Annotated in this window: 19 protein-coding genes and 1 tRNA gene; 6 read left to right on the top strand and 14 right to left on the bottom strand. The window is 64.0% G+C overall.

Translation table 11 applies throughout. The features are described from left to right. Positions 1-92 precede the first annotated feature (92 nt). The 4 genes from NLM31_RS02745 to NLM31_RS02730 form a co-directional block, all read right to left on the bottom strand. Complete coding sequence (locus tag NLM31_RS02745; protein ID WP_254127793.1) at positions 93-1,094, bottom strand: homoserine O-succinyltransferase; 1,002 nt, start codon at positions 1,092-1,094, stop codon at positions 93-95. Positions 1,095-1,106: 12 nt separating this feature from the next. Next, on the bottom strand, positions 1,107-2,408 hold the full coding sequence (locus NLM31_RS02740) for an O-acetylhomoserine aminocarboxypropyltransferase/cysteine synthase family protein (protein WP_254127792.1): 1,302 nt from the start codon (positions 2,406-2,408) through the stop codon (positions 1,107-1,109). Positions 2,409-2,587: 179 nt separating this feature from the next. Continuing rightward, entirely contained in the window at positions 2,588-2,902 is a 315-nt protein-coding gene (locus NLM31_RS02735; protein WP_254191379.1) for a hypothetical protein, read from the bottom strand. Then, complete coding sequence (locus tag NLM31_RS02730; protein WP_254191378.1) at positions 2,903-3,520, bottom strand: glutathione S-transferase family protein; 618 nt, start codon at positions 3,518-3,520, stop codon at positions 2,903-2,905. A 275-nt stretch (positions 3,521-3,795) separates the two neighbouring features. Here NLM31_RS02730 and NLM31_RS02725 point away from each other — a divergent pair, with 275 nt between their 5' ends. Further along, positions 3,796-5,100: a TadE/TadG family type IV pilus assembly protein gene (locus NLM31_RS02725; protein WP_254127790.1), complete on the top strand. Its 1,305-nt coding sequence runs from the start codon at positions 3,796-3,798 to the stop codon at positions 5,098-5,100. A gap of 66 nt (positions 5,101-5,166) precedes the next feature. Here the strand turns inward: NLM31_RS02725 and NLM31_RS02720 are convergent, their stop codons facing one another. The 3 genes from NLM31_RS02720 to NLM31_RS02710 form a co-directional block, all read right to left on the bottom strand. Then, a complete protein-coding gene (locus NLM31_RS02720; protein WP_254127789.1) occupies positions 5,167-6,735 on the bottom strand; it encodes an amidase family protein in 1,569 nt (522 codons plus the stop codon). Between the two features lie 122 nt (positions 6,736-6,857). Next, positions 6,858-7,892: an aldo/keto reductase gene (locus NLM31_RS02715; protein ID WP_254127788.1), complete on the bottom strand. Its 1,035-nt coding sequence runs from the start codon at positions 7,890-7,892 to the stop codon at positions 6,858-6,860. Positions 7,893-7,904: 12 nt separating this feature from the next. Further along, positions 7,905-9,086: an MFS transporter gene (locus tag NLM31_RS02710; RefSeq protein WP_254127787.1), complete on the bottom strand. Its 1,182-nt coding sequence runs from the start codon at positions 9,084-9,086 to the stop codon at positions 7,905-7,907. 99 nt (positions 9,087-9,185) lie between these two features. Between NLM31_RS02710 and NLM31_RS02705 the strand changes: the two genes are divergently transcribed. Together NLM31_RS02705 and NLM31_RS02700 are read left to right on the top strand one after the other, a co-directional pair. Continuing rightward, complete coding sequence (locus NLM31_RS02705; RefSeq protein WP_254127786.1) at positions 9,186-10,136, top strand: LysR family transcriptional regulator; 951 nt, start codon at positions 9,186-9,188, stop codon at positions 10,134-10,136. A gap of 257 nt (positions 10,137-10,393) precedes the next feature. Beyond that, positions 10,394-14,023, top strand: a complete 3,630-nt coding sequence (locus NLM31_RS02700) for a hypothetical protein (RefSeq protein ID WP_254191377.1) — start codon at positions 10,394-10,396, stop codon at positions 14,021-14,023. A 102-nt stretch (positions 14,024-14,125) separates the two neighbouring features. Here the strand turns inward: NLM31_RS02700 and NLM31_RS02695 are convergent, their stop codons facing one another. Next, the gene (locus NLM31_RS02695; protein WP_254191376.1) at positions 14,126-15,043 is read right to left on the bottom strand and encodes a LysR family transcriptional regulator; all 918 of its coding nucleotides are present in this window, start codon (positions 15,041-15,043) and stop codon (positions 14,126-14,128) included. Positions 15,044-15,117: 74 nt separating this feature from the next. Here NLM31_RS02695 and NLM31_RS02690 point away from each other — a divergent pair, with 74 nt between their 5' ends. After that, positions 15,118-15,915 carry an alpha/beta fold hydrolase gene (locus tag NLM31_RS02690; protein ID WP_254127783.1) on the top strand — a complete coding sequence of 266 codons (798 nt, stop codon included), beginning with the start codon at positions 15,118-15,120 and terminating at the stop codon, positions 15,913-15,915. Positions 15,916-15,961: 46 nt separating this feature from the next. Here the strand turns inward: NLM31_RS02690 and NLM31_RS02685 are convergent. Next, positions 15,962-16,051, bottom strand: a tRNA-Ser gene (locus NLM31_RS02685). Between the two features lie 196 nt (positions 16,052-16,247). Here NLM31_RS02685 and NLM31_RS02680 point away from each other — a divergent pair. Next, a complete protein-coding gene (locus NLM31_RS02680; RefSeq protein WP_254127782.1) occupies positions 16,248-16,589 on the top strand; it encodes a hypothetical protein in 342 nt (113 codons plus the stop codon). A 42-nt stretch (positions 16,590-16,631) separates the two neighbouring features. Here the strand turns inward: NLM31_RS02680 and NLM31_RS02675 are convergent, their stop codons facing one another. The 5 genes from NLM31_RS02675 to NLM31_RS02655 all read right to left on the bottom strand — a co-directional run bounded on the left by NLM31_RS02675 (position 16,632) and on the right by NLM31_RS02655 (position 25,227). Then, entirely contained in the window at positions 16,632-18,095 is a 1,464-nt protein-coding gene (locus tag NLM31_RS02675; protein ID WP_254191375.1) for a trehalose-6-phosphate synthase, read from the bottom strand. Positions 18,096-18,332: 237 nt separating this feature from the next. Further along, entirely contained in the window at positions 18,333-19,154 is an 822-nt protein-coding gene (gene otsB, locus NLM31_RS02670; protein ID WP_254191374.1) for a trehalose-phosphatase, read from the bottom strand. Positions 19,155-19,158: 4 nt separating this feature from the next. Further along, positions 19,159-20,646 (bottom strand): MFS transporter, encoded by a 1,488-nt coding sequence (locus NLM31_RS02665; protein WP_254191373.1) that lies wholly within the window; start codon positions 20,644-20,646, stop codon positions 19,159-19,161. Positions 20,647-21,004: 358 nt separating this feature from the next. Further along, positions 21,005-23,038: a methyl-accepting chemotaxis protein gene (locus tag NLM31_RS02660; protein WP_254191372.1), complete on the bottom strand. Its 2,034-nt coding sequence runs from the start codon at positions 23,036-23,038 to the stop codon at positions 21,005-21,007. Between the two features lie 149 nt (positions 23,039-23,187). Then, entirely contained in the window at positions 23,188-25,227 is a 2,040-nt protein-coding gene (locus tag NLM31_RS02655) for a methyl-accepting chemotaxis protein (protein ID WP_254191371.1), read from the bottom strand. 344 nt (positions 25,228-25,571) lie between these two features. On the opposite strand from NLM31_RS02655, the gene NLM31_RS02650 reads away from it, so the two are divergent. Continuing rightward, positions 25,572-26,057, top strand: a complete 486-nt coding sequence (locus tag NLM31_RS02650) for a (2Fe-2S)-binding protein (protein ID WP_254191370.1) — start codon at positions 25,572-25,574, stop codon at positions 26,055-26,057. Positions 26,058-26,064: the final 7 nt, after the last annotated feature.

The following is a 26,064-nucleotide window of genomic DNA, read 5'->3' as shown; positions in this document are numbered from 1 at the left end:
GTGATTCTATATGTCTCGACTGAAACATTTACGCGCGGCTCGAGGCAAGCTTAACGCTCGGGTAATCCTAACGCGGAACCCACAGCCCTGGGTTAACGCGCCAGCAGCGGAGCCTCGGTGTCCGCATCGAGATATTGCAGCCAATTGCGGAAAAGCGCCGCCGCGGCGCTGCCGGCCGCAATATCGGGGCGCAAAGTCAGCGCCGGCAATTCATTGGTCAGTGCCGGATGCCGCTGATGCCTGGCCCGTTTTTCGAAGCGAACGAGCTTTTCCTCCGTCGCTGCGTCAAAATAGCTCACGGGGAGCGCCGGATAGGCCTCCCGCTCGCGCGCGAGGAAGCGGCCGATGTCGCGCAGATATTCGCGCTGGAGCGACAGCGCGTCATATTCGGGATGGCCCTGGAAGAACACGAAGCGGCTGGCATATTGCCGAACGAAGACGTCGACGCCAGCCCGGGCCGACCTGGTCAGCACCTGATAGCCGGCCTGCGTGAGATCTCCCTCGGTGACTTCGTTGAGGCGGGAATGCGAGACCTTGAGCGGCGCTGGCGCACCGCGCGTGAGCGGATCGCCAGTCACGGTCTCGCAGTCGAAGATGCCATGGCATTTGGACGGCAGCCGCTGTCGTTCGATGCGATCGAGGTGCAGCACCGCCGCATGTGCGGCAAGGCATGACCAGATCGTCGAGCGGGTATTGATCCTCGCCCAGTCGATCAGCTCGGTGAGGTCGCGCCAGTACGGCTCCTGATCGAGCTCGGGCGCGACCGGTTCGGCGCCGGTCACGATCAGCCCGTCGAACCTCTGACGCTTGAGATCGGAGAGATCGGAATATTCGCTCTCGACATGCCACTTCGCTTCCGGCGACCGCTTCACCGACGGCAGCGAGAAGCAATGAAAACGGATGCGGCGCGGCCCCGCAGCAGCCTGCAGCAGCTTCATGAACTGCCGCTCTGTCGCCTTCAGCGCCGTATCAGGCATATTGTTGATCAGCCCGATGTTGAGCTCGGCACCGGCGTGATCGCGCGCGAAGTCACCTTCGGCCGGTACCAGCGCCGGGCTTACAATACCTTGATCCCTGTCGATCAAGATGCTCATCGGCGCGATTGCCTACTCCGCGGCCTGAAGATGCGCAGCCGGGCAGGCCTTTTCCAGCGCCTGGTCGATATCCTCTATGATATCGGCGGCATGCTCGATGCCGATCGAGAGGCGGATCGTTTCCGGTAGCACGCCGGCCGAGCGCTGCTGCTCCGGCGACATTTGCCGGTGCGTGGTCGAAGCCGGATGGCAGGCCAGCGACTTGGCATCGCCGATATTGACAAGGCGCGTGATCAGCTTCAGCGCATCATAGAACGTCTTGCCGGCCTCCATGCCGCCCTTGATGCCGAAGGTGAACAGCGAGGAGGCGTTGCCGTCGAGATACTTCTGGACCAGCGGATAATAGGGGCTGTCCGGGAAGCCGGTGTAGTTGACCCAGGCGACGCGCGGATCGTTGCGCAGGAATTCGGCGACCTTGCGGGCGTTCTCGCAATGGCGCTCCATGCGCAGCGCCACCGTCTCGATGCCCTGGAGCAGCAGGAAGGCGTTGAACGGCGACAGCACCGAACCCATGGTACGCTGATAGACGCTGCGCGCGCGCTCGATATAGGCGGTCTTGCCGAAGCGCTCGGCATAGACGAGGCCGTGATAGGAGGCGTCCGGCTTGTTGTAGGCCGGGAAGCGGTCGGCGTGCTTGGCCCAGGGGAAATTTCCGGAATCGACGATGGCGCCGCCGAGCGTGGTGCCGTGGCCGCCCAGAAACTTGGTCAGCGAATGCACGGCGATATCGGCGCCGTAATCGAACGGCTTAAGCAGGATGGGCGTGGCGACGGTGTTGTCGACGATCAGCGGCACGCCATGGGCATGCGCGATTTTCGCCAGGGCCTCGATGTCGCAGACATTGCCGGCGGGGTTGCCGATCGTCTCGGCGAACACCGCGCGGGTGTTCTCGTCGATCAGCTTCGCGATCGCGTCCGGCTTGTCGCTCTCGGCGAAGCGGCCGGTGATGCCCTGTCGCGGCAGAATGTGCGAGAGCAGCGTATGGGTGGTGCCGTAGAGCTGCGGCACGGACACGATATTGCCGCCGTGGTCGGCGACGTTGACGAAGGCGAAATGCAGCGCAGCCTGGCCGGTCGCAACCGCGAGCGCGCCGACGCCGCCTTCGAGCTGGGCGATGCGCTTCTCCAGCACGGCGCTGGTCGGATTGGCGATGCGGCTGTAGCGGAAACCTTCAGCTTCGAGATTGAAGAGGGCCGCGCCGTGGTCGGCGCTGTCGAAAGCGTAGGCCGCGGTCTGGTAGATCGGCACGGCAACCGCGTGCGTGGTGGCCTCGGGCTCGTAGCCGGCGTGAATAGCAATCGTCTCGTTGCGCATCGTACCACCTCCGCGTGGGACGCGGGCCGCACTTATTGGCCTGTATGAGGCATGTGCGTTGTCCGCCGTCCCTCTGTTAGAGGCGGGTGGTAAAGCGGACAATAATTCGCTTAGAGATCGAGGAAGTAACCCTAATGGTTGTTGGTGAATTGGCTAAAATTTGAGTCAACTTGGATTAACTACTCCGCCGGCGTCACCCCAAACCCCGCGCGCGGAAAATGGACGACGATGTCGCCCGCGATATCGTCGTGGCGGCGGATGGCGATGCTCTGGGCTGACAGCGAAACGATCCGTCCGCGCACGGCGATCCTGCCGTAATCGTCGGGCCTGACGTCGACGAGATCACCGACCTTGCGGCCGTTCGGATCGTGCGGGTCGTTGGCCTCTCCTGTCTGCGGCGTCGCTGCCCGACCGATCCTGAGCGCCTCTGCGGTCGACATCTCGGTTCGCGTGCCATGACCGATCGCGCGGATGCGCTCTTCCCAGGCGCGCACCTAGGGAAATTCAGCCAACAGCTGATCGGCGACCGCCAGGTTGGAGCGGACGTACCAGACATTCATGTAAGCATTGATGTCGACGAGGTCAGCCGCGGCGCCGCCGAGCCACGGGTGACCTCCGGCAAGCTGCGTCTCGATCCAGCCGACGTGAGCGCGGTACTGGTCGCGCATCTGCGGGATCGCCGCCGTCATCGCCGCAATGTCGAACTTCGCACCGCGCAGCTTCTCGCGATCCTCGATGAAGCTCTGCGGCACCTTGTCGGCGAGCGAACCGAACACCAGGTTCACCGTATTCTGAAAGAACGACTTGTCGGTCCACATCGCGCTGGCCCAGGCGAGCCCCTCGCCTCGATCAGAAGACAGGGTCGGCGCGGGAAAACGGTGCTCGAGCTCGCGGATGATGCGCTGGGTGTCGCAATAGATGTCCGCGCCGATCTGCATCACCGGCGTACGCCTGTAACCACCGGTGAGCGGCATCAGATCCGGACGCGGCATGATCCTGGAGATGCGGACCGAGGTCCAGGCGATGTTCTTCAGACCGAAGATGAGGCGGATCTTCTCGGAGAATGGCGACTCGTCGAAGTGATGCAGGATGATCGGAAGATGCTCCGGCATGTCGCCTCCCTACTGAAGGTTGATGCGCGCTGCTACGGCGCGGTGTCCGTGCATGTTGGGAGCAAACGCCGACGTGCGTCAAGCGCGCACACCGGAGTACTACGGGACCAGTCGAACTCGACGCGCAGAAACAGCTACTTTTTTTCGGAGTTTTCGTTCGGTCGGCGACACGATCAGCAATATCCCGACACGCGTTTGTGGAACCGGGTCAACCCTTGCGTAAGTTCCACAATGCTAGCGTCCACGCACTGTTGTTCGCGTAAGGATATGCTTGCTTGTACCTTGCTACCCGTAATGCTCATCGCCTGCTCTCGTCCTTTGCTTCAGATCGCCGTGGCAATATCGCCGTCATCTTCGCGCTCTCGCTGCTGCCGATACTGTCCTTCATCGGCGCCGCCATCGATTATTCCATGGCCACGCGGGCCAAAACGAAGCTGACGTCCGCGCTCGACACCGCCGTGCTGGTCGCCACCGCCAAGACCGAGATCACCAAGAGCGCCTCGACCGCGCAGAGCGATGCGCAGAACGCCTTCACCGGACAGCTGGCCGCGCTCAGCATGACCTCGACCTCCGTGAACATCACCGTGACCGACAGCGTCACCACCCGAACGGCGTCGGGGACGGCGACCGCGACAGTGACCACCTATTTCATGGGGATGTTCGGCTACAAGACCCTCGGAGTCTCGGCGTCCTCGAGCGCTGCAGCCTCGCTGCCGGCCTACATCGACTTCTACGTGCTGCTCGACAATTCCCCATCGCAGGGACTGGGCGCGACCACGGCCGACATGACGGCCTTGCAGAACGCGACCTCCGACAGCTGCGCCTTCGCCTGTCACGACACCTATACGTCGAGCTCGAAGAAGACGCTTCAAACCAACAGCTACTATTCGATCGCCAAGAAGCTCGGCATCAAGATGCGGATCGACCTGGTGCGCGACGCAACGCAGTCGCTCACCGACACCGCCACCGCGAGCCAGCTCGTCAGCAACCAGTACCGGATGGCGGTCTACACCATGGGCAGCGATTGCGCCGCATTGGGCCTGACGACGATCTCGGCGCTCTCCTCGAGCATGTCTTCGGTCAAGACGGCGGTTGCCGGCGTCGACCTGATGACGATCCCCTACACCAACTACAACAACGACATGTGCACCGATTTCGACGGCACCATGACGTCGATGAACACCACGATCCCGACGCCGGGCGACGGCTCGTCCTCCTCGCCGCAGAAATGGCTGTTCTTCGTCTCCGACGGCGTCGCCGACTACTATTATCCGTCGAGCTGCAGTCAGACCGTGATCACCTCGTCGGGGCGATGCCAGGAGCCGCTGACGACGACGATCTGCAACACCATCAAGGCGCGCGGCGTCAAGATCGCGGTGCTCTATACCACCTACCTCGCGATCACCAACAACAGCTGGTACAACACCTACATCGCACCGTTCCGCAGCTCGATCGCGACCAAGATGCAGGCCTGCGCGACGACCGGCTATTACTACGAAGTCTCGAGCGATTCCAACATCACCACGGCGCTGAATGCACTGTTCCAGAAGGCGATCGCGGCCTCCCATCTGACCAACTGATCTCGGCGGACGCATCGGGGCTTCGCGCGTATTGCGCGAAGCCCCGACAGCGAGACAACAGCAAGTTCAGGCCATCGTCTCCCAGAGCCGGTGGGTCAGCACGCCGGCGCGCTTCTCGATCGCGGCGGCAGCATCCAGCGCCAGATCCTCGCGATAGCGGCCCGCGATGAGCTGCACGCCGATCGGCTTGCCGTCGTGCACGGCCACCGGCACCACGGCGCCGGGCAGCCCCAGCACGTTGATCGCAGAGATGAAGCGGATCTCGCCCCAGAAGATCTCTTGCACGCGTTCGGCGCTGACGGTGTCGTCGCGCGGCCCTGGCGTCGGCTTCACCGTGGTCGGCGCCAGCACCACCGGATACTCCTCGAAGAACAATTGCCACGCACGGATATGGCCGTTGCGGGCGGCCGTCGCCTGCATCCAGGCCTTGAGATCGAGCGTGCTCGCCTTGGTCTTCATGCCGCCCCACGCCTTGTGGAAATCTTCCGACGTGACCTTCAGCATGCCGGCCTCCTGCATCACCACCGTCTCGTTGGTGATGATGTCGCACCAGGTCTGCCAGACGCCGTTGATATCGGGCACCTCGACTTCGCTGACGCGATAGCCGGAGCGCTCCAAATGATCGGCGGCCTGGCGAAGCGCCGCGCTGACCGCCGGATCGACCGCCATGTCGTCCGGGATCTTGGCCAGCGCGACCTTGACCGGCCCCTTCGGCTTCGGCCCGGTCAGCGGCGCCGGCACCCACCAGGGATCGCGCGGATCGCGCTGGCTCATCACCTCCAGCGCGAGACGGACGTCGCCGACGTGGCGGGCGAGTGGCCCCTGCGCCGACATCAGATGCGCCAGCATCGGCCGCTCGGCCGTCGCGCTGGCGTTGAAGGCGGGAATGCGCCCCTGCGTCGGCTTGATGGTGGCGACGCCGTTGCAATGCGCCGGCCAGCGCAGCGAGCCGCCGATGTCGTTGCCATGCGCGATGGTGCCGATGCCGGCGGCGACCGCCGACCCCGCGCCGCCCGAGGAGCCGCCGCAGGTGATGTTCGGATCCCAGGGATTGAGCGTCAATCCGTGCAGCGGATTGTCGGTGAAGCCGCGGAACGAGAATTCCGGCGTGTTGGTGAGGCCGATGACGATCGCGCCGGCCTTCTTCAGGTTACGCACCACGGGCGAATCCGACGGCGCGACCAGATTCTTGTTGGCGGGAACGCCGTTGAAATTAGGCCGGCCTTCGTAGTCGACATTCTCCTTGATGGTGACGGGCACGCCGTGCAGGAGGCCGAGCTCGGCGCCCTTGGCGCGCTGCTTGTCGGCCGCATGCGCGGCCTTCAGCGCGTCCTCGCCGAGATCGACGACGACCGCGTTCAGCCGGGGATTCACCGCATGCATGCGCTCCAGATGCGCCTCGACGGTTTCCACCGCCGAGATCGCGCCGGAGCGGATCGCCGCCGCGGTCTCGACGGCCGACCATTGCCAGGCCGGCCCCTTGGGACGGCGCGCGGCGGCCTTCTTGACTGCTGTCTTGAGGGTCTTCTTGGCCGGTTTCGCAACAGCGCCCTTGCGGACGGTGGCCTTCTTGTTCGAGGTCTTCGCTGCTTTCTTTGAGTTGCTTTTCTTCTTGGTCGCCGTCTTCTTCGCCACGTCGCATCTCCTGAAATTGCGGCGCGGAGGTTACGGAGCGCGTTGAGACCTGTACAGCGGCGTTTCTGCATGGCGCATTGGCGGCAGCCGCCAATGCGACGAATTGTCAGGGATCGATGCACTCACGCAAGCGGCGGATTCAGCCGCGCAAAGCCCTCCTGGACGCGATAGGGATAATAGGGATAGGGCGGCATCACCACGCTGACCTCGTCGAGGCGCTTGAGCTGATCCGCGCTCAGCGACCAGCCGACCGCACCGAGATTGTCGCGCAACTGCGCCTCGTCACGCGCGCCGATGATCACGGACGATACCGTCGGGCGCGACAACAGCCAGGCGATGGCGACCTGCGGCACGGTGCGATCCGTCTCGTCAGCAATCGCGTCGAGCACGTCGACGATGGCATAGAGCCGCTGCTCGTCCACGGGCGGACCGAACTGCGCGGTGGCGTGCAGCCGACTACCTTGCGGAAGCGGCTGGCCACGACGGATCTTGCCCGTGAGCCGGCCCCAGCCGAGCGGGCTCCAGATCAGCGCGCCGATGCCCTGGTCGGCTGCGAGCGGCATCAGCTCCCACTCATAGTCGCGGCCGAGCAGCGAGTAATAGACCTGATGCGCGACATAGCGCGGCCAGCCGTGACGATCGGCGATGGCGAGCGACTTCATCAACTGCCAGCCGGCGAAGTTGGAGACGCCGACATAGCGCAGCTTGCCGGCGCGCACGAGCGTATCGAGCGTGGACAGCACCTCCTCGATCGGCGTGAAGGCGTCGAACGCGTGGAGCTGGAGCAGGTCGATATAATCCGTGCCGAGGCGCCGCAGTGCCGCCTCGACCGAGGCCAGCAGGCGATGCCGCGACGAGCCGGCGTCGAGCGGACCATCGCCCATCGGCAGGCTCATCTTGGTCGAGACCAGCACCTTGTCGCGCCGGCCCTGGATCGCGACGCCGAGAATCTCCTCGGAGGCGCCGTTCGAATAGACATCGGCGCTGTCGAACAGATTGACGCCGGCCTCGAGGCAGATGTCGACCAGCCGGCGCGCCTCGTCGGTGCCACTGCGGCCCCAGGCCGAGAACAGCGGGCCCTGGCCGCCAAAGGTGCCGGTCCCGAAGCTGAGAACGGGCACTTTAAGTCCGGAAGCGCCGAGATTGCGGTATTGCATGTGCATCTCCCCCTATTCCGCCGGGCAGGCCGCAACGGCGACCTGCCTGCGATCGAGTTGAAGGCTCCACAGCGCCAGCAAGAGTCCGATCGCGGTGATGCCCGCCGCAACCAGCGGCAGCGCGGAAAGGCCGAGCCCGCGATCGATGGCGACGCCGCCGACCCAGGCACCGAGCGCATTGCCGAGATTGAACGCGGCGATGTTGAGGCTCGAAGCCAACGTGCGGCCACTCGGGCCGGCCGCTTCCAGCACGCGAAGCTGCAACGGCGCGACCGTTGCAAACGCCGCGACACCAAGCAGCAGGATCAGCGCAATGGTGGGGATCTTGACCGACAGTACGGCGGAGAGACCGAGCAACACGATCGCGAGCGCGGCGAGCGTGCCGATCAGTGCACGCACGAGCCCACGATCGGCGAGCTTGCCGCCGACAACATTGCCGACCGCAAGCCCGACGCCGAACACCAGCAGGATCGGGGACACGGCGGCATCCGAAAAGCCGGTGAAACGCGTCAGGATCGGCTGGATGTAAGTGAAGACGACGAACAGGCCGGCAAAGCCGAACACGGTCATGGCCAGGCCGAGCAGCACCTGTCCGCGTCCGAGCACGGCAATCTCTTCGGCCAGCGAGATCGGCTTGTCGCCGTTGCCGACATGGCCGGGCACCAGCGCCGCAACCACCGCAAAGGCGATCACGCCAATCGCCGTCACCGCCCAGAACGCCGCGCGCCAGCCGAGCATCAGGCCGAACCAGGCACCGAAGGGCACCCCCAACAGGGTCGCGACCGTGAGGCCGATGAACATCGTGGCAATGGCGGACGCCCGCTTGTCCTCGGCAACGAGGCCGGTCGCCACCACCGAGCCGACACCGAAAAAGGTGCCGTGGGCCAGCGAGGTCAGCACCCGCGCGGCCATCAGCAATTCATAGTTAGGCGCGAGCGCACAGGCAGCATTGCCGAGCGTGAAGATCGCCATCAGCGCCAGCAGCACGGTCTTTCGCGGCAGCCGGCGGGTGGCGAGCGTCAGCACCGGCGCGCCGACGAACACGCCGAGCGCATAGCCGGAGATCAGCAGGCCCGCGACTGGCACGGAGACATGCATGTCGGCAGCGACCTGAAGCAGCAGGCCCATGATGATGAATTCGGTGGTGCCGATGCCGAAGGCACCGGCGGTGAGCGCGAGGACGGCGGGAGGCATGCGTAGCTCCAATGGATGAAGACGAGCCACGCAGATAGCCGCGCCGCGGCAAAACCATTAGAATGTCCACAATCCAATCATTTGTGACGTGAATTCAACATGGCTCGTTTCGACACCAACCGCTCCGCCGAGATGGAGGTTTTCGTCCGTGTCGTCGACCTCGGCGGCTTCACCCAGGCCGCCCGGAAGCTGCGCCTGACGCCGTCAGGCGTCAGCAAGCTGATCTCGCGGTTGGAGACGCGGCTGGGCTCGCGGCTGATCAACCGCACCACGCGCAAGCTGACGCTGACGGAGGAAGGCCAGGCCTTCTATCAGCGCTCGTTGCGCATCCTCGGCGAGATGGAGGAAGCCGAGCGCGAGGCCGCCTCCGGCGCCGCGCCACGCGGCCGCCTCACGGTCAACAGCAACATTCCCTTCGGCATGCTGCATCTGATGCCGCTGATCCCCCGCTTCCTTGCGGAGCATCCCGAGGTCACGCTCGATCTCGTGCTGACCGACACGCTGATCGATCTGATGCAGGAGCGTGCCGATGTCGCTATCCGCGTCGGTCCGCTGAAGACTTCACGCCTGATTGCGCGCAAGCTCGGCACCAGCCGCATGGTGGTCGTCGGCGCGCCGGATTATCTGGCACGCGCGGGCACACCGAAGACGCCGTCGGATCTCGCCGAGCACCGCGGCATCGGCTGGACCTTTCCGCGCATCCGCGGCGGCTGGCCGTTCAGGCGCGGCGACCGCACCGAGGAAGCCGTGCCGTCTCCCGCCGCGCGCGCCAGCGACGGCGAGATCGCCCGCCGCCTGGCGCTCGGCGGCGTCGGACTCGCGCGCCTCGCCCTCTTCCACATCGGCCCCGACATCGAAGCCGGCCGCCTTGTGCCGGTGCTGCAAAGCTACAATCCCGGCGACCGCGAAGATATTCACGCGGTCTATGTCGGCCACGCCGCTCCTCTGCCCGCCCGCGTGCGCGCCTTCATCGATTTTTTGGCGGAGCACGTGCGGGTGAGTGACCCGGCGCTCAAACGTGCGCAGGATGGGAAGTGGAAGTTGGTGTAATGAGGCGAATGGCGAAGAGCGTATCAGTCAATCGCACTGCCTACATTTGCGTCACAACGCGAAACTCCAGAAATTGTCGCACGCGAAGCGGCCTGTGCGATGACATGAATGCGACAGCTAGCTTCGCGACTCTCGCATACGTGGGATTTCTTTCGGAAGCTTGACAGACACTCCGAGCCCGTGCACCCTCAAGTTGAAATGCCGTCACACGATTTTGCTTAGTTTGATTTTCCAAACGCGAATCGTGGAGCATTGAAATGACGGCTGTTCCTCCCGCCAGTGGCGTTACCATCCACAATGGCGACACGATGGATGTCACCGGGGGCGTTTCCGTCGACAGCACGACGATCGAAACTGGCGGCTTGCAGACGGTCGGTGGATCTTCCTCGACAAGCACGGCGACCCACACTGTCATCAATGGTGGAGAGCAGGACGTCATCCTGGATGGCGTCGCCAGTTATACGACCATCAACTCAGGTGGCATCCAGCGTGTCACCGGCGAATTCGTCCATGAAGGCCCAACCCCCGGCGCCGTTGATCACACCACGATCAATAGCGGCGGCGAGCAGGACATCGATACGGGCACCGCAACGGCGACGACGGTCAATTCCGGCGGCGTCCAGAATGTGACGAATGGCGGCAGCGCCAGCGGCACCATCGTCAATTCCGGCGGTAGACTCAACGTTTCCGGCGAAACCGTAGAGACGGCACCCGTGTATCCGCCGCCGGTCATCCAAAGCGTGGCGACCGGCGCCACCATCAACTACGGGGGTGAATTCGACGTCACCGGCGGCGGGACGTCGGTGAATGCGACCGTCAATGGCGGCGCCATGACGGTCTCGGGATCGATACCCGATCCGTTCGCGGGCTTCCCCGGCCAGCCGGCCGTCGACGCCAGCATGGCGACCGGCACCACCGTCGAAGGTTTTGGAACCTTGACGGTATCGAACGGCGCGCTGGTGTCCGGGACAATCGTCCAGAACTACGGCACGCTGAATGTGGCTGCAGGTGGCACGGCGACCGGCACGACAATCAGCAACGCAACGATGCAACTGTCGGCCGGCGCGACGGCGACCAACACGACCGTCAATCAATACGGCGTTCTCATCGTCCTTGGTAATGCCAGCTTTTCGGGGACAGTCTTCAACGCCGGCAGCGCTCTCGGGATCGGCGACGGTACGGTTGAAAACGGATTTACCGTTGCGAAGAGCGTGACGCTGCAGGTTCTGGACGGCGGCGTCCTCGAGAACAGCATCGTCTCCGCAGGAGCAACGCTCATCCTCGAGGCCGGCGCGACGCTGTCCAATACCACTGTCCAGAGTGGCGCAACGCTTATTGCCGACTATGGCTACACGGAAGATGGCTTCACCGTATCGAACGGCACATTGTTCAAGGTGTTCGGCGCAGCCACGAACACGACGATATTGGCGGGTGGCAAGCAGGTCCTGGGCAATTACGATTTGGAAGCCACCGCCAGCCACACGATTATCGATGGCGGCGAACAGGATGTCGGGCTTGCGTCCGCTGCGAGCTATACCACCATCAACATGGGCGGCATTCAGCATGTCGCCGGCCTGTATATGCATGATGCGCCGGGTCCAGGACGGGCGGATCACACCACCGTCAATAATGGCGGCGAGCAGGACGTCGACACCGGCTACGTGACGTCAACCACCGTCAATGCCGGCGGTGTCCAGAATCTCACCAATGGTGGCTTTGCCAGCGGCACCGTCGTCAACTCGGGCGGTGTCGTCAATGCTTCGGGAGAGACGGTCTATTATCCTCCGGGAGGCCCGTACGGCATCGTCATCAGAAGCGAAGTCGATTCGGCCGTTGTCGGCAGCGGCGCCCAATTGCACCTGTCCGGGGGAGCGATCGCCAAGAACGCCACCATCAACGGTGGCGTGATGACGGTTTCGGGATCCATTGCGGACCCCACGAATGACCCAAGCGCACCTGCGATCGACGCCAGCGCGGCGAGCGGAACAATCCTGAATTCAGGAAGCCTCTCCGTCTCCAACAGCGGCATCCTCACCTCCACCACTCTGAACGGCGGCACGCTTGATGTGCTCGATCAGGGCACCGCGAACGCATCGACGATTCATCTCGGCGCCACAGAACTCGCCGAAGCGGGCGGCATTGTCGGCGCGACCACGATCGCCGGCGGCGTGCTTGATCTCAAGGCGGGCGCGGTGTCCGACGACGCGATCAGTTTTTCCGGCCAGGGCACACTGAAGATCGAGCAGAAGCTGGTTTCGGGCGCATCGACCTTTGCAAGCCAGATCAAGGGCATCTCGCTCGGCGATCAGATCGACCTGTCCGGGCTGTCCTATGCCGCCGGCGCAACGGCGACTGTGTCCGGCTCGAAGCTCACGGTCAGCAACGGTACGGCCAGCGAGACCTTCACATTGGCGAATACCTCGGTCGCGCAGTTCGGCATCACGAAGGACAGCAACGGCGGCATTCTGCTGACAGCCGCGGCCCTGCCCACCATCGCGGGTGCCGTATCGGGGCAAACGACCAGCAACGAAGCTGCGATCAATCCATTCGCGACCGTCAGCATCACGGATCCCAACGCCGGAGCAACGGACGGCCTCATCATCACGCTCGCGGGCGCGGCCGGCATCCTGTCGGGGACAGGATTGATCTCGCTTGGAAACGGGATCTACGAACTTGCAGCGACCAGCGCCGACAAGCTGACCGCCGAGTTGCACGGCCTCAGCTTTGTGGCCTCGCCGCATGGCGACGGCAGCGCAACGACGACGTTCACCCTGAGCGACACAAACAGCGTGGGCCTGACCGTCAGCGACGCCCACACGACCATCATCGACACGCATCAGGCCGGTCCCACGATCATCGACGGCCCGACATCCGGCTATGCCACCATTCAGGGTACGACGGGCAACGACATCATCCATGCCTATGGCATGTTCAATGTCATCCACAGCAATGGCGGGAACGACACGATCTACGCCGGACTCTACGGGACGGTTGACGTGTCGAGCGGCGACAGCACCGTCTATCTGGAGGGATTCGGCAACCTCGTCACCGGTGGCGACGGCAATATCTCGGTGAAGGGCTCGACGGGCGCCACCATGATGACGCTCGGCAATGGCAACGACACCATCGACGCAGGCGGATTCGGAAACTTCATCACGCTGGGCAACGGCAACAATGTCGTCCATCCGGGTGACGGAGCGAGCACGATAAAGGCCGGCAACGGCGACAACCAGGTGACGCTGTCCGGATTTGGCAACACCGTCATCCTCGGAAATGGCAACGATCTCGTCACGGGCGGAGGCGGCGCCAACAGCGTCACGCTCGGCGATGGCAACAACACCGTGAAGCTCGACGGCATGGTCAACCAGATCACCGTCGGTTCGGGAACAAACACGATCATGGCCGGCAACGGAGCAGACAGCGTCGTTGCCGGCGCGGGCCACGACGCAATCACACTCGGTGGGGTCGGCAATCACGTGGTGCTCAACGGATCCACGGCAACCGTGACAAACCAGATTGGCCTGGACGTCGTGACGGCCAATGGCGGATCAGACCAGTTCAACTTTGTCGGGTTCGGCAATCAGGCGATCATCAATGGCGCGGCCCATGTCAACATCAGCGATCAGAGCTCGGGCCTGACCGTCTTCATCAACTCCAGCAATCAGATCGACACGATTTCCGGATTTGGCAACGACCCGCTCGGCGTCATCGATCTTGCAAACGGCGTCGGCAATTACCACTCCGTCGCCGACATCATGAGCGCGCTGAAGAGCGATGGACACGGCGGGACCCTGCTTGCCCTGGGCAGCGCCCCCAACGCGGGGTCTGTCGATTTCGTCGACACCGCCATCAGCCAATTGCACGCATCGAACTTTGTGATCGTGTAGGGCTGATCTGACGATGGTCAGGGGCCGCGTTGGCGCGGCCGCCTCACCCTCGTCCACATCGGTCCCGATATCTAATCCGGCGACCTTGTGCCGGCGGAAGAGCTACAATTTCGGAAGGCTGTCTTTGAGGCATCCCCACAACTCTTCGGCAACCGGTCCATGAGGCCGATCGATACGCCGCATTGCCGCCAGAGTTTCGGTGCGCCCGGGGATATAGCGCCCCTGCATGTTGATCAGTTTGCCCGTGCGAAGTTCGTTCTCGACCATGAATTCCGGCAGATGGCCCCAAGCCATCCGATGCAGAATCAACTCCCTCTTCATCGTGTGGTCGGGCACGGAGCAGTGCGGCGCGCCGTCGATCAGAAAGTGATCCTCGGGAGTGGTGTCGCGTGCCGTGTCACGGATCACGCACTGCGTAACGAGCTGCAATTGCCGAGGTGTTATTTCGGCGCCTGCCTCGGCGGCCAGGAAGCCCGGCGCGGCGACCGGCAGCAGCCGGATCTCGCGAAACCTGATCTGCTCCAGATCGTAGCGCGAGTCGTCGACGCGGTGGAAAATCAAATCCGCGGAGCCATCAGCCAGTCGCTCGAAGGGTCCGCTCACTGCTTCATAATCGAGGTGCAAGCGCGTGCGCGGCCTCCCCGCGAAGAACGCCGAGAGCGTACCGAGGACCGCAGGCCGGTCGCATAGATCGCCGAGGACGACCCGCAGCACCGGCTCTTCGCCAGTCGCCAGCTGCCGCGCGTAACCATCGAGATTATCGATGTCGCGCAACGATGTCGCAGCGCGGGCATGAAACATCCGCCCGACCTCGGTCAGCTCGACGCGATAGCCACTCCGATCGAGCAGCGTCAGGCCAAGGCGTTGCTCCAGCCGCGTCACGGCCGCGAAGACCGACGGGTGCGTCCGATGAAGTGCATTCGCCGCGGCCTGAAAACTTCCCAGACGTGCCACCGCATCGAAGCAGCGCAGGTCGTGCAACTTGAATGAAGCCGGATTGTTCGTTTCTTCGACAGACATTGGTCAAACATAGTAATTCTCCGCCTCCGGCGCGAGCGCTAGATCGGTTGAACACTCGCGCACGGAGATACTGAATGAGCGACATCAGCCACGTCACTGCCGGAGACGGCTGCCGGATCGCCTACCAATTCGATAGCCGAGGCGACAACCCGGTGCTGATCCTCTCGAACTCGATCGCAACCGACCACCGCATGTGGGACCGGCAGATCGCAGAGCTCTCGAAGTCCTTTCGCGTGCTGCGATACGACACACGGGGGCATGGCAGCTCGGATGCTCCCCAAGGCCCCTATTCGCTCGACCGCCTCGGACGCGACGTCATCGAGCTGATGGATGCGCTCGGGATCGCGCGTGCGCATTTCTGCGGCCTCTCGCTCGGCGGTTTTGTTGGCCAATGGCTGGGTTTTCGCGCGCCCAAGCGGATCGACCGGCTCATTCTTTCGAATACGTCACCCTATCTCGGCCCGTCTCCGCAGTGGGATGACCTCATCAAGCGCGTCCTTCGCGAACGGAACATGGCGGCCATGGCCGACATGTTCATCGGCAACTGGTTTCCGCCACAGATGATCCGAGATGAATCGGCGACGGTCGATGCCTTTCGCAACATGATCCTCGCGACAGCGCCCGACGGGCTTGCCGGATGCTTCGCCGTCGTACGCGACGCCGATCTCCGGCGCACCAACACGCTGATCAGGGCACCGACACTGGTGATCGGAGGCATCGACGACACCGTCACCCTGGCAAGCCACAGCGAGGCGATCGCCAGCGCCATTCCGGAATCGCAACTTGTCCTGCTGCCCGGCGTCCATATGCTCAATATCGAGCGGCAGGCTTCCTTTCTCGAAGCCGTGCTGGAATTCCTGCGAGAGGACTAGGGTGCGCGCGTACCGGACTAGGAAGGTTGTGGGGTCGCCGGCCAGATGGCGGAGAGAGTGGGATTCGAACCCACGGTACGGTTTCCCGCACACACGCTTTCCAAGCGTGCGCCTTAAGCCACTCGGCCATCTCTCCGGAGCGCCTTCTCTTGAAGGGGCGCCGGTGATTTTGCAAGGGATCGCGGGTAAATCGGGTGAATTTTCCGCAACATATTGTATTTGCTTAGGAATATCTCGCGACATGAGACCGCCCGGAACCCGCCTGAGGCTGAACCCGTCGCGGGTTTGGCGCGACGATTCACCTGAGGACGCCAAACACGACCGGGGACGCCATGACCATCTGCAAAACCATCGCCGCGCTGAGCCTGATTTTGGCCCTTGGCGCCGCCTTTACCGCGCCGGCCAACGCACAGGCCTGCACCCGGCAGGGCGTCGATGTGACCTGCGACGACGGGCGGCGCGGGGTGCTTTCGGGCGACGCCATCCTCTGGCCGGACGGGACCCGCTCCAGCTCGACCCCGCACCAGAGCGTGATCATCGGCAACAAGAGCTCGGTGCATGTCGGGCCCGGCGTATTCGTCGGCCAGGGCAAGGGCATGGTGCCAATGGACGACCCGAACGCGCCGAACAAGCGGCAATGCGCGATTCTGGATGGCGTGTCGTATTGCTATTGAGGCTTTCCCTCTCCCCGTGGAAGCGGAGAGAGGGAAAGAGAACTAGATCAACCGCACACCTGAGATCGCGGACTTCAGCCAGCGCAGCGCCTGCGGCGGCTGCGCCGCGAGCGGGGCGGCCGCGACTTTCTCGGGGCGGCAACTCTCGAGCTCGGCGACGAAATCCGACGACCATTGCTGGATGGTGTGGCCGCGCAGCGTCTTCATCATCGCCTCCCAGCGCATCTTGCGCTCGGTGAGTGGCATCGCGGCGGCGACCGCGATGGCGCGGGCCATGCCGTCGATGTCATGCGGGTTGACCAGCAGCGCGGTCTCGAGCTCGTTGGCCGCACCGGCGAACTTCGACAGCACGAGCACGCCGGGATCGGCCGGGTTTTGCGCGGCGATATATTCCTTGGCGACGAGGTTCATGCCGTCATGAAGCGGCGTCACGACGCCGATCTGCGCGGTGCGATAGAGGCCCGCCAGCACGGCCTGGCTGAAACCCTTGTTGAGATAGCGGATCGGCGTCCAGTCGACCTCGCCATGCCGGCCGTTGACGTCGGTGACGAGGCGGGCGACTTCGTTCTGAAGATTGCCATAGGCTTCGATCGCGCCGCGTGAAGGGTTGGCGATCTGCAGCAACGAGATGCTGCGCGCAAACTGCGGCTGATCGGTCCAGAGCCGGTCGAACGCGCTGATGCGGTTGACGAGGCCCTTGGAATAATCGAGCCGGTCGACGCCGATCGCAAGCCGCTCGCCGTTGAGACTGCGACGCAGCCGCGACACGTCGGGATGCGAGGCCGACTTCGCGGCATAGGCTGCAAACTTCTCCGCGTCGATGCCGATCGGAAACACTTCGCAGCGCGTCCGTCCATGTTGCGACAGCACCACGCCGTCCTCGATGGTGAGATCGAGCTCGCCACCGGAATAGCCGAGGAAATTCTGGCAATCCTCGTCGGTCTGGAAACCGAGCAGATCATAGGCCAGCATCGCGGTGATCAGCTCACGATGATTGGGCACGCCCTGCATGACTGCAGCAACCGGCCACGGCGTGTGCAGGAAGAAGCCGATGGGATCGTCGACGCCGAGATCGCGCAGCTCCGCGCCGAGCGCGAGGAAATGATAATCCTGCACCCAGAACGCAGTTTTGGTTTTGCGGAAGCGCATCAGGGCGCGCGCCATGAACGCGTTGACCTCGCGATAGCTGACATAATCTTCGCGCGAGACGCGGATCAGGTCGCTGCGCGAATGCAGCGCCGGCCACAGCGCCGAATTGGCAAAACCTTCGTAATAGCCACCGTAATGCGCAGCCGGCAGGTCCAGCGTCGCAATCGCACCGGAACCCAGCGCCTCGATCTCGGCGAACGGTTCCTTCTGATGGCCGTCGCGCACGCGGCCGGAGGAACCCACCCAGATCGCACCTGAATGCTCCACGACGGGAAGCAATGCCGCTGCGAGGCCGCCCGTCATGGGCTCGTTGGGTTTACCGCGCGCAACTCGATTCGAAACGACGACTAAGTTCACAGGTCGTCCCCTCCTGTTCATTCCACCCGTTTAACTGCTGTTCATCAATATGGTTCCTGTCATCATTTCTACGAAATGAAACCAAAGTCAGGCACGCGCGTTGGAACCTGTTTTCCTGCGAGGGAACCCGGCGTTTCCACTTGGAAATGAGAGTCTTGGCGTGAAATTCACGCAACACGAGCCATGTGCGCAATGGAACAGCGCGCGCGACAATGTGGCTCTGCGATGACGCTCGCCTTATTCCAACCTTGTATCGTCGAGCAGGCGCGCAAGGAACGCACGCACATCGTTCGGCGCGTCGAAGTGACCGTTGACGCCGATGGCGCGGCGGCCGACCGAGAAGGAGAGCCCGTTCATGTCGGGCATGATCGCGAACACTGTTTCATCGGTGACGTCGTCGCCGATGAAGATCGGACGGCGTCCTTTGAATGGCTCGTGCTTCATCAGCTCGCGCACGCCGGTCGCCTTGGTGAAACCGGAATGCTTGATCTCGCAAACGAACTTGCCGGGCAGCACCTCGATCGGCGCATTCGGCAGATCGGCTCGGATCAGCGAGACAGCTTCGTAGATCGCCTTCTCGGCATGCGGCGCAAGGCGGTAATGCAGCGCCAGCGAATAGCCCTTGTCCTCGAGCAGAATGCCGGGGCTGAGCTTTGCGATCGCAGCCAGCCGCCGCTTCAGCTCCTTGTCCATCGGCGGCGCGTGCACGTCGTCGGCTTCATTGTCCACCGACAGGCGCATCTCCGCGCCGTGTCCGGCGACGGCGCGGAACACATCCGGCGCGAAAATCAGGTCAATGTCGTTGAGTGAACGGCCGCTGACCATGGCCAGCGCACCGGAAGTGCGCTCGGTCAGCCGGTTGAGCGTCTCCGACAAGCCAGGCGGCACCCACACCTCGCGCGGCGTCGGCATCAAATCGAGCAGCGTGCCGTCGATGTCGAGCAGGATCGCAGTCTCGTTGAGATGCGGGACGAGCGCATGGGGCACGGGCACGGCGTCGGGTGCTTCATCTTCCAGCATGGGACGCCTCTGATCCAGTTCAGCAAGTTCTGATTTCATAAGTCTACTCCATAGAAGCCAGCGGCCGCGCGATTTGTTCGAGCGATTTGAGTTCCGCCGAGATGGCGTAGCGCCACGCCACGATCGCAGCCACGATCATGAGGACAGCCCCCAGCAGATAGCCGGCGAACACGCTGTTGCGTGATCCCGTATCGATCAGCGCGCCGAACAGCGCGGGGCCAGCGACCCCGCCAATACCGGTGCCCACCGCATAGAACACGGCGATCGCCAGCGCGCGAACCTCGAGCGGAAAGGTTTCGCTGACAGTGAGATAGGCGGCGCTCGCCGCCGGCGAGGCAAAGAAGAAGATCACCATCCAGGCGATGGTCTGCCCCTGCGCGCTGAGCGCGCCGATCGAGAACAGATAACCTGACACCGCCAGCAGCAGGCCGGAGATACCATAGGTGAACATGATCATGGTGCGGCGGCCGAGCGTGTCGAACAGGCGGCCGAGCAGCAGCGGGCCGAGGAAGTTGCCGGCCGCGAACGGTAGCAGGTACCAGCCGACGTGATCGGCGCTGATGCCGTAGAAATCGGTCAGCACCAGCGCGAAGGTGAAGAAGATCGCATTGTAGAAAAAGGCCTGCGCGACCATCAGCACCAGGCCGACCAGCGAACGCTGGCGATAGGTGACAAACAGCGTGTGCACGACTTCGCTGATCGGGGTGTGATCGCGCATCTTCAGCCGCATCTTGGCGAAGCCTCGATCGCTCGCATCCTGATCATGCCCGATCACCGAACGCTCGATGTCGTCGACGATCGCGTGCGCCTGATCGGGGCGACCGTGGATCATCAGCCAGCGCGGGCTTTCCGGAATCCACATCCGCATCAACAGCACGACGAGACCGAGGGTCGCGCCGATGAGATAGGCAAGACGCCAGCCGAGATCGGGGCCGATCAATGCTGGGTCAAGCAGCACGATGGCGGCGACCGCGCCCATCGCCGCACCGATCCAGAAACTGCCGTTGATGACGAGATCAGTCCAGCCGCGGTAGCGCGCCGGCACCAGTTCCTGGATGGTCGAGTTGATCGCGGTGTATTCGCCGCCGATGCCGGCACCGGTCAGAAAGCGAAACAGCGCATAGCTTGCAATATTCCACGACAGCGCGGTCGCGGCCGTCGCGGAGAGATAGAGCGCGAGCGTGATGAAGAACAGCTTTTTGCGGCCGATGCGATCGGTCAGCCAACCGAAGCCGAGCGCGCCGAGCACGGCGCCGGCGAGGTAGGCCGAGTTGGCAACACCAAGATCGAGGTTCGAGAAGTGCAGTGTCGGGCTCTGCTTCAGCGCACCTGAGAGCGCGCCGGCCAACGTCACCTCAAGCCCGTCGAGGATCCAGGTGATGCCAAGCGCCAGCACCACGCGGGTGTGAAAGCCGCTCCAGGGCAGCGCATCGAGCCGCGCGGGAATGCTGGTCTCGACGATGCGATCGGTCGCGGCCGCCGTCGAGACTACAGGTCCATCGTTCAGCGCTCGGCTCTGCTGCAATTCCATCGCGTTGCTGGGTCATGGGGGTGCGGCATTCCGCCTGCCAACTGCGACAACGCCTGCGGCAAGGGCCGGTTCCCTTGGGAACTGCGTCCGGGCAGATGCATGGCTCGACCCGCAAAGATGACACATTCGCGGACAGCAGGAGCCCGCGAAGGTGGAGGGAACGTTTGAGGAAATGAGACTCGCGCAGCTAACTCCGCTGTCGTCCCGGACGAGCACAGCGAAGATCCGGGACCCATAACCGCAGGAAGTGGTTTGGCGAAGACCCGGAATTACCAGCTCACGCGGCAACTTCTCCCTGGGGTAATGGGTCCTGGCTTTCGCCAGGATGACATCGGAGCAAGTAGCGCGGTCCGAGCCCCTACGCCGCCCGGATGTTCGCCATGAACCGATCGAGCTCGGCGCGCAGGCGGGTGCTCTCGGACGACAGCGTCTTCGCCGAGTTCAGCACCTCTTCCGAGGCCGAGCCGGTCTCAGCCGCGCCGCGATTGACCTGACCGATGTCGGTCGCGGCGGTCTGGGTGCCCTGCGCGACGGTCTGGACGCTGCGCGCGATCTCCTGGGTCGCGGCGCCCTGCTGCTCGACGGCGCTCGCAATCGACGTCGAGATCGACGAGATCTGGCCGATGGTCGCGCCGATCTCCTTGATCGCGGCGACCGACTCGGCGGTGGCGCCCTGCATGCCCGTGATGTGCGAGGAAATCTCGTCGGTGGCTTTCGCCGTCTGGCTCGCCAGCGACTTCACCTCGCTCGCGACCACCGCGAAGCCGCGGCCGGCCTCGCCGGCGCGGGCCGCCTCGATGGTGGCGTTGAGCGCCAGAAGATTGGTCTGCTCGGCAATCGCCGTGATCAGCTTGACCACCTCGCCGATCTGCTGGGCGGCATGGGAGAGTTTTCCGATGCGGCCGTCGGTCTCCTTGGCCTGCACCACGGCGGCCTCGGCAATGCGGCTGGAGTCGCGGACCTGGCGGCCGATCTCCTCGACCGAGGCCGAGAGCTCTTCCGTCGCGGTTGCGACCGACTGCATGTTGCTCGAGGCCTGCTCGGAGACACCGGCGACCTGGCTCGACAGCGCCTGCGTGGTCTCGGCGGTGCGGGTCAGCGTGGAGGCCGAGGATTCGAGCTGCACGGCGGAAGCCGAGACGTTGGACACGATGGCGCCGACGGCGCTCTCGAAATCATCGGCAAAGCGGATCAGCTCGCCGCGGCGGCTTGCGGCCTGCTCCCGGTTCTGGGCTTCGCTGGCGGCGGCATCGCGTTCCGCCTTGGCGACCGCCTGAACCTTGAACTCCTCGACCGCGCCGGCCATCTCGCCGATCTCGTCCTTGCGTCCCAAGCCCGGCAGGACGACATCGAAATTGCCCGAGGCCAGCTCGCGCATCGCCTTGCACATCGCGATCATCGGCCGCGAGATGCCATTGCCGAGCATCAGGGCCAGCACGGCACCGATGGCGAGGCCACCCAGCGCCAGCATCAGCATCAACCGCTCGGTTTCCGCGATCGTCACATTGGCGCTCGCCTCGATCCGCTGCTGATCGGCCGACAGGTCCGACCGCAACTCGCCCGAGAGCTTCAGAATGGACGCGGCCGTCTTGGTCATCTCGCCGTTCGACTTGACGATGATCTTCACGTTGTCGGAAAGCTTCGCAAACGACGTGCGGTACTGCTTCAGCAGACCGCCGATCTCGGTGACACGGTCGGTGATCTTCTGGTCGTTGGCGTAGATCGAGACCAGCAGCGTCTCCAGGAACTTGATGCGGGCGACCACACCGTCGGCGGTCTTCGGCTCCGGCTTGGCGACGAAGGCACTGACCGAGGTGGAGACCGCGAGATATTGCGAGGTGATGTCCTTGGCCGTGGTCTGGACCGAGGCGAGGCCGGCGAGCGCCGCGGTGTCGGCGAGGTCGTCGAACTTGAAGCGGATCTTGTTGCCGACGCTGTTCAGCTCATCGGTCGCGATCTTGTTGTTCTCGCGCGTCAGCGTGATGATCTCGCCGAACACCTTTGCGAAGCGCTGGAACTCGGCCTCGAGCTTGCCGACCTCCTCGCGTCGCGCCGCGCCCGTCGTGGCCGACATCGACTTGGCGATCGCCGCCTTCAAATTCTCCTCGGCCGCCTTGGCCGCGGTCTCGTCGTCCGCAGCACCAGTCAACGTGTAGGCCCGGGTCAGCCCCTGATAGCTGATCAGTTCGCGATCGATGGTGCGCGCCAGGTCTGCCTCCGCCACGCTGGTCCGGTAGGACGCGACGGCACCCGCGATTCGCTCGAAGCCGAAATAGGCAAATGCCATGCTGACGGCGAGGATGGCCAGCACCGCCACGAAGCCGAGGATGATTTTTGCACGAAAACGCAAGGTGAAGAGCTTCGATGAGCTCGGCTTCGACTTCGCAGACATTCCCCCACCCCATTCCATTCGCGGAAAACCAGGCGCAGCCGGGAAGCAGCCCGCTCCCCGACTCAAATGCACGGTAAATGGCAAAGGATAAGCCGCGGTAAATTTACCGCTGTCGCAACTTGCGGTTAGGTGACGCGGGGCGGCTGCTCTTACGCCGCCCGAATGTTCGCCATGAATCGATCGAGCTCGGCGCGAAGGCGGGTGCTCTCGGACGACAGCGTCTTCGCCGAGTTCAGCACCTCTTCCGAGGCCGAGCCGGTCTCAGCCGCGCCGCGGTTGACCTGGCCGATGTCGGTGGCGGCAGCCTGGGTGCCCTGGGCAACGGTCTGGACGCTGCGCGCGATCTCCTGGGTCGCGGCGCCCTGCTGCTCGACGGCGCTCGCAATCGACGTCGAGATCGACGAGATCTGGCCGATGGTCGCGCCGATCTCCTTGATCGCGGCGACCGACTCGGCGGTGGCGCCCTGCATGCCCGTGATGTGCGAGGAAATCTCGTCGGTGGCTTTCGCCGTCTGGCTCGCCAGCGACTTCACCTCGCTCGCGACCACCGCGAAGCCGCGGCCGGCCTCGCCGGCGCGGGCCGCCTCGATGGTGGCGTTGAGCGCCAGAAGATTGGTCTGCTCGGCAATCGCCGTGATCAGCTTGACCACCTCGCCGATCTGCTGGGCGGCATGGGAGAGTTTTCCGATGCGGCCGTCGGTCTCCTTGGCCTGCACCACGGCGGCCTCGGCAATGCGGCTGGAGTCGCGGACCTGGCGGCCGATCTCCTCGACCGAGGCCGAGAGCTCTTCCGTCGCGGTTGCGACCGACTGCATGTTGCTCGAGGCCTGCTCGGAGACACCGGCGACCTGGCTCGACAGCGCCTGCGTGGTCTCGGCGGTGCGGGTCAGCGTGGAGGCCGAGGATTCGAGCTGCACGGCGGAAGCCGAGACGTTGGACACGATGGCGCCGACGGCGCTCTCGAAATCATCGGCAAAGCGGATCAGCTCGCCGCGGCGGCTTGCGGCCTGCTCCCGGTTCTGGGCTTCGCTGGCGGCGGCATCGCGTTCCGCCTTGGCGACCGCCTGAACCTTGAACTCCTCGACCGCGCCGGCCATCTCGCCGATCTCGTCCTTGCGCCCCAAGCCCGGCAGCACGACATCGAAATTGCCCGAGGCCAGCTCGCGCATCGCCTTGCACATCGCGATCATCGGCCGCGAGATGCCGGTGCCGAGCAGGAAGGCGAGGATCGCGCCGAGCAGCGTGCCGCCGACGGCCAACATCAGCACCAATTGCTCGGTCTTCCCGATCGTCGCGGCCGATTCCGAATCGAGCCGCTGCTGCTCGGCAACCAGATCCGCCTTCATCGCGGTCGCGCCGCGCAGGATCGCGCCCGCCGAGCCGCTCATCTCGGTGACGAGCTCGTCGACCATCTTGGCGTTGGCGATCAGCTTCTCCAGCGCTTCGCGGTAGGCGACGAGGATGGTCTTGGCGTCCTTCAGGCCGGCGACGATCTTGTCGTCCATGGAATAGACCGCGCCGAGCGAGTTCTCGACGAATTTCAGCCGCGCCAGCGCACTGGTCGCGATCGCCTGGTCTGACGTCAGCACGAAATTGGTCGCCGCCGCGCTTGCGGTCTGGAACTGGGCGTTGACCTGCTTGGTGCCGAACTCGATCGACTGCGCCTCGGAATCGGATGCGTTGTTGCCGATGTCATCAAGCTTGTACTTCAGCAGATTGGCCTGGCGCGAGAGCTGGTTCTGCACCAGCAGCGTGCTGTCGCGCTTGGCCTGGAGGACCTTGGCGAAGGTCGCGGCGAAGTTCGCAAATTCCTTGGCGAGCTTGTCGAGGCCGTCCTGCCGCGCCGGTGTCTTGGCGCTCTTGACGGCCAGGTCGATGGCAGCCTTCAGGCTGGCTTCGGCATCCAGCGCCGCCTTGGCGTCTTCTTCCTTGCCGGTGACGACGAAAAATTTGACGGCCGAGCGGTAGCCGAGCAGCTCGCGGTCGATATTACGGGCGAGATCGGCCTCCGAGACGCTCGAGCGGTAGGACCCGACGCCGGATGAGACCCGCTCGAAGCCGAAATAGGCAAAGGCCATGCTGCCGGCGGAGATCACCAGCACTGCGGCAAAGCCGAGGATGATCTTGGCGCGAAACCGGAGGGTCGGAAACAAGCTGCGCTTAGACGGCGACGCGGTACGCCCGGACATTCCAACCCCCATTTATTCTCTTCAGCCGCGACCGGAGGCGCCCCGCCCCCAGACCCGGATGCGCAAAACTAGGGCACAATGAATAAAGGGCGGTAAATTTGGCACACCCCGCGCGACCCGAGGCGTCATGGGCCAAAGGCCGACCGCTTGGGATGACGGCTGGCATCCCACCCGGGCCCGGCCACACTGTCCGGGGATCGCCTGGCCCGCCCGCAAACCATCGTGCGTCCGCCGGAATCAAATGACTTTTCCATGACCGGAGCGACCAAAATCCTAGTTGCCAAGCCCGGGGGCGACGGTCTCTAATTAGAAACAATCAAAATCATCCCGGGAGGACTACAACCGTGTCTACAGTCAAACTGACGGTGAACGGCAAGGCCGTTGCTGTCGACGTCGAGGACCGCACGCTGCTGGTCCATCTCTTGCGCGACCATCTCAACCTCACCGGAACCCATGTCGGCTGCGACACCAGCCAGTGCGGCGCCTGCGTCGTCCATATGGACGGCAAGGCGGTGAAGTCCTGCACCATGCTGGCCGGCCAGGCTGATGGCGCCAAAGTCACCACCATCGAAGGCATCGCCAAGGGCGACGAGCTGCACCCGATGCAGGCTGCCTTCCGCGACAATCACGGCCTGCAGTGCGGCTATTGCACGCCGGGCATGATCATGTCGGCGATCGACATCGTGCAACGCCATGGTGGCCAGCTCGACGAAGCCACCGTGCGCCACGAGCTCGAAGGCAACATCTGCCGCTGCACCGGCTACCACAACATCGTCAAAGCCGTGCTGGATGCAGCCGGACGCATGAAGGTCTCGCAGGCGGCCGAGTAAAGCGGCT

Origin of the sequence: Bradyrhizobium sp. CCGUVB4N (assembly GCF_024199945.1) — a bacterium.
In the GTDB taxonomy this organism is placed as follows: Bacteria; Pseudomonadota; Alphaproteobacteria; order Rhizobiales; family Xanthobacteraceae; genus Bradyrhizobium.
Note: the sequence above shows the minus strand (reverse complement) of the source record. Positions and strands in the feature narration are given on the sequence as shown.